At 71.8% G+C, this 7,264-nt stretch carries 5 protein-coding genes; 1 reads left to right on the top strand and 4 read right to left on the bottom strand.

Features of this window, described 5'->3' with window-relative positions:
- Window positions 1–375 precede the first annotated feature (375 nt).
- The 3 genes from AE652_RS23045 to AE652_RS23035 all read right to left on the bottom strand — a co-directional run bounded on the left by AE652_RS23045 (window position 376) and on the right by AE652_RS23035 (window position 4,035).
- Window positions 376–687: an FmdB family zinc ribbon protein gene (locus AE652_RS23045; RefSeq protein WP_049654525.1), complete on the bottom strand. Its 312-nt coding sequence runs from the start codon at window positions 685–687 to the stop codon at window positions 376–378.
- A 214-nt stretch (window positions 688–901) separates the two neighbouring features.
- The gene (locus AE652_RS23040) at window positions 902–2,248 is read right to left on the bottom strand and encodes an MFS transporter (RefSeq protein ID WP_369808321.1); all 1,347 of its coding nucleotides are present in this window, start codon (window positions 2,246–2,248) and stop codon (window positions 902–904) included.
- Between the two features lie 302 nt (window positions 2,249–2,550).
- Window positions 2,551–4,035, bottom strand: coding sequence for a potassium/proton antiporter (locus AE652_RS23035; RefSeq protein ID WP_049654523.1), 1,485 nt, complete (start codon window positions 4,033–4,035; stop codon window positions 2,551–2,553).
- A gap of 239 nt (window positions 4,036–4,274) precedes the next feature.
- On the opposite strand from AE652_RS23035, the gene AE652_RS23030 reads away from it, so the two are divergent.
- Window positions 4,275–6,995, top strand: coding sequence for a penicillin acylase family protein (locus AE652_RS23030; RefSeq protein ID WP_049654521.1), 2,721 nt, complete (start codon window positions 4,275–4,277; stop codon window positions 6,993–6,995).
- 62 nt (window positions 6,996–7,057) lie between these two features.
- On the opposite strand, the gene AE652_RS23025 is transcribed toward AE652_RS23030, so the two are convergent.
- Window positions 7,058–7,264: 5-formyltetrahydrofolate cyclo-ligase (locus AE652_RS23025; RefSeq protein WP_049654519.1), on the bottom strand; the 207-nt coding region annotated here is incomplete at its 5' end.

Here is a 7,264-nt window from a genome sequence, read left to right as displayed (position 1 = left end):
GATCGGCGGGAAGCTCGGCAGCTCCTGCCGGGGCGGCACGGCGGGCGCGGGCAGTGGCAGCGGCAGGGGGAGGGAGAAGCTCGCGGTCGTCATCGACGCACCTCCGGGGTGTCGGCGGGCCGGCCCCTCGCGGACCGACCGGATGCCCACACGATGGGCGTTTCCGGCGAACTCGGAAAGCCCTTTCCCCAGGCCTGTGGACAACTCGCCCCTGTGGACAACTTCGTTCACTCGCCGGAGTGAGGTCGACCACTCCGGGGTGACAGGGCGCCCGGGCGGGCATGCGAAAAGGCCCGCCGCCCCGCGTGGAAGCGGGGTCGACGGGCCTTTCCCGGGTCTACGGGCCGTCCGGGCCGATGGTGCCCGGCGCCGGGATCAGCTCGCGGCCGGAGCCGGGCTGGACGAGGTCGAGGAGCCGGAGCCCGACGACGTCGACGAGGAGGACGTGGACGCGGTGGACGACGTCGAGGGGGTCGACGACGACCCGGCGCCCACCGAGCTGCTGGAGGACGAACGGCTGTCGGTCCGGTAGAAGCCGGAGCCCTTGAACACGACGCCCACGGCCGAGAAGACCTTGCGGAGCCGTCCCTGGCAGTCGGGGCACGTGGTCAGCGCCTCGTCGGTGAACTTCTGCACCGCCTCCAGGCCGTTGCCGCACTCGGTGCACTGGTACTGGTACGTGGGCACTTGTCTTCCTCCTGGCACTCTCGCCTGATGAGTGCTAACGATGGTCAATGATGCGGCATTCCGCGGGATCAGTCCAGCGACCCCGGTGTGAGATCGGCCCCGGAGCACCCGTCGGCCGCCGTCGGCCCGGTTCCCGGACAACGCCCGCGCAGCCTCCGGCCGCCGTCGGCTCAGCCCCGGCGGCCGGAGGCCCGGCCCCCGGCCGCCGCCCCGCTCAGCCCTCGGCGACACCCGCCAGCTGCATCGGACGCCCGCCCTCCGCGGTCCCCGCACCGGCGGTCTCCTCGCCCCGCGGCGCCACCAGCAGGTGCCGCAGCGAGGCCAGCACGACCAGTCCGAGCCCGGCCCCGACCACCGGCACCAGGAACCCGGTGGAGGGCCCGTGCCCGTCGATCAGCCGGCCGGCCGCCATCGAGCCGACCGCCAGTCCCAGCCCGATGGCGCCGGTCAGCCAGGTGAAGGCCTCGGTCTTGGCCCCGTCCGCGACCAGCGTCTCGACCAGGGTGTAGCCGCTGATCAGGGTCGGCGCGATGGCCAGTCCGCAGACCAGCCCGGCGACGGTCAGCGCGACCAGGTTGGGCATCGCCCACAGCACCGAGCAGCCCAGCACCAGCAGCGTGTAGCTGAACAGCATCCGCTGCTGCACCGGCCGCCGCCAGGCGATCACGCCGTACAGCACGCCGGCCAGCATGGAGCCGCCGGCGAAGATCCCGTACACGGTGCCGCCGGCGTCGTGCTGCCCGACCGAGTCGGCGAAGGCGTTCACCGAGACCTGCATGCCGCCGAACACCGCGCCGACCCCGAGGAAGGTCCCGGCCAGCAGCCGGACGCCGGGGGAGGCGAGCGCCGAGGCGCGCCTGGTGCCGGGCTGCGGCACGATCCGGGCCGGGGCGGTGCCCCGCTGGGCGGCGAAGGCCAGGCCGCCGACGAGGGTCAGCGCGGCCTCGGCGACCAGGGCGGTGGCCGGGTTGGCGAGGGCGGCGATGCCGGAGGCCAGGATCGGGCCGATCACGAAGGTGAACTCGTCCGTCACGGACTCGAAGGCGAAGGCGGTGCTCACCCGGGCCGCGGAGGCGTCGGAGGCGCCGTCGGCGGTGAACCTGGCGACCCAGCGGGCCCGGACCATCGCGCCGACCTGCGGCACGCTCGCACCGGCCGGCACGGCGGCCAGGAACAGGCTCCAGGCGGGCGCGTGGCCGAGCGCGAGGGCGATCAGCACGCCGACCGAGACGGCGTGCACCAGCACGGTCGGGACGAGCACCGAGGCCTGGCCGTAGCGGTCGGCGAGCCGCCCGGTCTGCGGCCCGATCAGGGCCTGGGCGACCGCGGCGACCGCGGTGACCGTACCGGCGGTGCCGTACGAGCCGTGGGTCTGCGTGACGAGCAGCAGGATGCCCATGCTGAGCATCGCGTATGGCAGTCGCGCGACGAGGGCGGGGGACAGGAACGTCCAGGCCCCGGGCGTGCGCAGCAGCTCGCCGTACCCGACGCGGGCGGGGGCGGGAGCTGCGGGGGTGGCCGCGGGGTGCGCGGCGGTGTCGACCGTTCGGCGCGCCGTCACGGTCGGTCCTTCCTGCTGCCTGGTAGCGCGGCAGGGCATGGTGTGGCCCCGACGGCGCCGAGAGTCGTCCTCTCGCGCGTCGACCGGGGTAGATACCGGGTCGGTCCGGCGTGGTGGCCGGGGGCCGGACCGCGGCCGCCGAGCGGTCGCGCCAACTCTGCGTCAGGCAGATGCTGGGGTGGTCTAGCGGTGGTTATACGGCGTGGTCGAACCAGCATACAGTTACGCGCGTAGACACCGCCAGCCCACCCCGGCCCGCAGGCCCGTCAGGGGACCCTGGGCCGGGGCGGGCCCGGCGCCCGTCACCGCCCGTTCAGCCACCCCGCGAGCTTGCCGCCCTTGTCCACGGCCCGCAGCCGCCGTTCGGCGGCCTCGCCGACCTCGTCCGTGGTGACCACCAGCAGTTCGTCGCCGGCCCGCAGCACCGTCGCCTTGTCCGGCACGAAGGAGTTCCCCTCGCGCACGACCAGGGTGACCGCGGCCCCCTTGGGCAGCCGCAGTTCGCTGATCTCCACGCCGGACATCTTCGAGGTGGGGGAGAGCGCGACCGACAGCAGGTGTCCGTGCAGCTTCTCCAGCGGGGCGGACTCGATGCCCAGGTCCTGGCCCATGTCGCCCTCGTCGATCCGCAGCCGCTTGGCCACCCAGGGCAGGGTCGGCCCCTGGAGCAGGGTGAAGACGACGACCAGGATGAAGACGATGTTGAAGACGTCCTCGGCCCGGTGCGCGCCGGACACCACCGGGATGGTGGCCAGCACGATGGGCACCGCCCCGCGCAGCCCGGCCCAGCTCAGCAGCGCCTGCTCGCGGGCCGGCACCTTGAAGGGGGTCAGCGAGACCATCACCGACAGCGGCCGGGCCAGGAACACCAGCACCCCGCCGATCACCAGCGCGGGCACCACCGCGTCGCCCATGGTCTCGGGCGTGACGAGCAGCCCGAGCAGCACGAACATGCCGATCTGCCCGATCCACGCGAGCCCGTCGGCGAAGCCGCGGACGGCCGGGCCGTGCGGCAGCTTGGAGTTCCCGAGGATCACCGCGCTGATGTAGACGGCGAGGAAGCCGGAGCCGTGCAGCAGCGCGCCGCCGGCGTACGCGAGCACGGTGAGCGCCATCACGGCGATCGGGTAGAGGCCCGAGGAGGGCAGGGCGACGTGCTTGAGCCCGTAGGCCCCTATCTTTCCGACGGCCAGGCCTATGACGGCGCCGATGGCCAGCTCGGCGACGATCGTGCCGATCAGGACGTACCAGGAGTCCAGTTCCCCGGTGGTGGCGAAGGCGACGACCAGGATGACCACGGGCGCGTCGTTGAAGCCGGACTCGGCCTCCAGCAGGCCGGTGAGCCGGTGTGGCAGCGGGACCATCCGCAGTACGGAGAAGACGGCGGCCGCGTCGGTCGAGGAGACGATGGCGCCGAGCAGCAGCGAGGTGCGCCAGTCCAGGCCGACCAGCCAGTGGGCGCCGGCCGCGGTGGCGAACACGCTGACGCCGACGCCGAGGGTGGCGAGCACGGTCGCGGCGGGCATCACGGGCTTGATCTCGCGCCAGCTGGTCTTGAGGCCGCCCTCGGCCAGGATCACCACGAGCGCCGCGTAGCCGAGCACCTGGGTGAGTTCAGCGTTGTTGAACGTGACACCGATCCCGTTCTGGCCCAGCGCCACGCCGATCCCCAGGTAGATCAGCAGGCTGGGCAGCCCTGATCGGGTGGAGAGTCGTACGGCGCCCACCGCGAACAGCAGGATCACGGAGGACTCGAGCAGGAGCTGGTTCAGATGGGAGATGTTCACGCAGGGGCACCTCGGGCAGGCAGGGGCGGACGGGGTGTCTGGTGGTGCTGTGGGGTGACCCGTTAAGAAGTCGTCAATGCTCCCCTTGCGGATCGTTACGCAGTCTAACATTTTGCCATATCTTTAGCTTGGTCCCCCGTTCACGGTGCCCGGCCGACTCGGCCTAATGTGGTGCCCTGTCACGGCCGCAGGCCCTGGACACGCCCGCCCGCCCCGAAGTCAGGACCGCAAGGACCCAGATGCCCCGCTCGAAGAAGTTCCGGCGCGCCCGTCTGATCGTGATCGTGCTGGTCGTGCTGTTGGTGGCCGGTGCCGGCTACGGCGGCTACCGCGGGGTCTCCGCGGTTCGCGCCTCCTTCCCGGAGGTCGACGGCAGCGTGAAGGTCGCGGGCCTGAGCGCGCCCGTCGACGTCAAGCGGGACGCGAACGGCATCCCGCAGCTGTACGCCGACACCGACGAGGACCTGTTCCGCGCCCAGGGCTACGTCCAGGCGCAGGACCGTTTCTGGGAGATGGACGTCCGCCGGCACATCACCGCCGGCCGGCTCTCCGAGATGTTCGGCGACAGCCAGGTCGACACCGACACCTTCATCCGCACCATGGGCTGGCGGCAGGTGGCGCAGAAGGAGTTCGACACCAAGCTCTCGCCGGAGACCAAGAAGTACCTCCAGGCCTACTCGGACGGTGTGAACGCCTGGCTCTCCGAGCACCCCGGCGGCGCGAAGGCCTCGCTGGAGTACGGCCTGCTCGGCGTCGTCAACGGCGGCTACCGGCCCGAGCAGTGGTCCCCGGTCGACTCGGTGGCCTGGCTCAAGGCGATGGCCTGGAACCTCTCCGGGAACCTCCAGGAGGAGATCGACCGCTCGCTGCTGGCCCAGGACTTCGGCCCGGACAAGATCGCCGAGCTGTACCCGGACTACCCGTACGCCCGCAACGGCACCATCGTGAAGACCGGCGCGGTGACCGGCGACAACTACCGCCCCGCGGACGGCTCCCCGCAGTCCGGCACGCCCGCCGGAACGGCCGCCACCGCCCAGGGCGCGGCCACCACCAAGGCGATGCTGCAGAGCCTGACGGACCGGGTCGACGCGATGCCGCAGCTGCTCGGCCGCCCCGGCCAGGGCATCGGTTCCAACTCCTGGGTGGTCGCGGGCTCGCACACCACCACCGGCAAGCCGCTGCTGGCCAACGACCCGCACCTGGGCCCCGGCCTGCCCTCGGTCTGGTACCAGATGGGCCTGCACTGCCGGACCAGCTCCCCGGCCTGCCAGTTCGACGTCTCCGGCTTCACCTTCGCGGGCATGCCCGGCGTGGTCATCGGCCACAACAAGGACATCGCCTGGGGCTTCACCAACCTCGGCGCCGACGTCACCGACCTCTTCCTGGAGAAGGTCACCGGCCCGGAGACCTACCAGGTGGACGGCAAGGACGTGAAGTTCGACCTCCGCAAGGAGACCATCAAGGTCGCCGGCGGGGAGGACCGCACCATCACCGTCCGCACCACCCAGACCGGCGCCCCGCTCATCTCCGACCAGAGCACCGAGCAGCAGAACGTCGGCAAGTACGCCCCCAACGGCCCCTCCGCCCCCGACCGCGGCACCAGCGGCTACGGCGTCGCCCTGCAGTGGACGGCGCTCAGCCCCGGCAAGACCATGGACGCCGTCTTCGAGCTGGACAAGGCGAAGAACTGGGACGAGTTCCGCGCCGCCGCCAAGGACTTCACCGTCCCCGCGCAGAACCTGATCTACGCCGACGCCAAGAACATCGGCTACCAGGCTCCGGGCACCATCCCGGTCCGCGGCAAGGGCGACGGCACCCTCCCGGCGCTGGGCTGGGACTCCGCGTACCAGTGGAAGGACCCGATCCCCTTCAATGCGCTGCCGTGGAGCCTCAACCCCTCGGCCGGCTACATCGTCACCGCCAACCAGGCCGTGGTGGACCCGAGCTACAAGTACAACCTCACCAAGGACTGGGAGTACGGCACCCGCGCCAAGGAGATCACCGACCAGATCGAGGGCCTGCTCAAGAACAACGGCAAGATCTCGCCGGACGACATGCAGACCCTCCAGCTGGACAACACCAGCGTGATGGCCAAGACGCTGGTCCCGCTGCTGCTCAAGCAGCCGGTCAGCGACCCGTACGTGCGCGAGGCCCAGGACCTGCTGAAGGACTGGAACTTCCACCAGGACGCCGACTCGGCCGCCGCCGCCTACTACAACGGCGTCTGGCGCCAGCTGCTGATCCTCGCGTTCGGCCAGAAGTTCCCGGCCGACCTGCGGGCCAAGGACAACTGCCTGCTGGTCCGCCAGCAGGACGACCCCACCAAGCCGGACAGCGCCACCAAGATCGTCACCGAGTGCGGCACCCGCGAACCGGGCAAGGCCCAGCCGGACGGCGGCGACCGCTGGACCGAGGTCGTGCGCCAGCAGCTGGAGAAGCCCGACAGCTCGTGGTGGACGTACATCGACGACCAGCACAAGGAGCAGAAGGGCCTGGACAACCTGCTCCAGGAGGCGATGAAGAACGCCCGCCAGGAGCTGACCTCGCTGCTCAGCAAGGACGTCTCCACCTGGAGCTGGGGCCGCCTGCACAAGCTGGAGCTGCGCGAGCAGACCCTCGGCACCGACGACTCCTCGATCGCCTCCGGCGCGGTGCACAAGCTGCTCAACCGCGGCCCGTACCGGCTCTCCGGCGGCTCGGCGGCGGTCGACGCGGCCGGCTGGAACGCGGCGGCCGGCTACCAGGTGGACTGGATCCCGTCGATGCGCATGGTGGTCGACCTGAACGACCTCGACTCCTCGCGCTGGGTCAACGTCGGCGGCGCCTCCGGCCACGCCTTCCACGACAACTACAACGACCAGACCGACCTCTGGCTCAAGGGCAAGCTGCTGACCTGGGCCTACACGCCGGACGCGGTCGAGAAGGCCACCAAGCACAAGCTGGTGCTCACCACCGGCTGACGCCCGTACGGCCCGGACACCGGCGGCCCCGCTCCCCCCGAGGGAACGGGGCCGCCGCCGTCTCACCCGAGCCTGCGCACCCCCGAGGGCAGCACGGCCAGGTCCACCGGCCGGTCGTGCGGTTCGGCCGGCACCCGCTCCAGCAGCTCGTGCTCGTACAGCAGCACCGCCAGCACCGGCCGCGCCCCCGCCCGCGCCAGCCGGGCCAGCACCCGGTCGTAGCTGCCGCCGCCCCGGCCCAGCCGCAGCCCGGAGCGGTCCACCGCCAG

It is taken from the genome of Kitasatospora sp. MY 5-36 (assembly GCF_001182915.1).
In the GTDB taxonomy this organism is placed as follows: Bacteria; Actinomycetota; Actinomycetes; order Streptomycetales; family Streptomycetaceae; genus Kitasatospora.
Note: the sequence above shows the minus strand (reverse complement) of the source record. Positions and strands in the feature narration are given on the sequence as shown.

Coding starts and splice junctions, on each gene's coding strand:
- AE652_RS23030 (WP_049654521.1), top strand. CDS start 4,275: ATGCCCCGCTCGAAGAAGTTCCGGCGCGCCCGTCTGATCGTGATCGTG.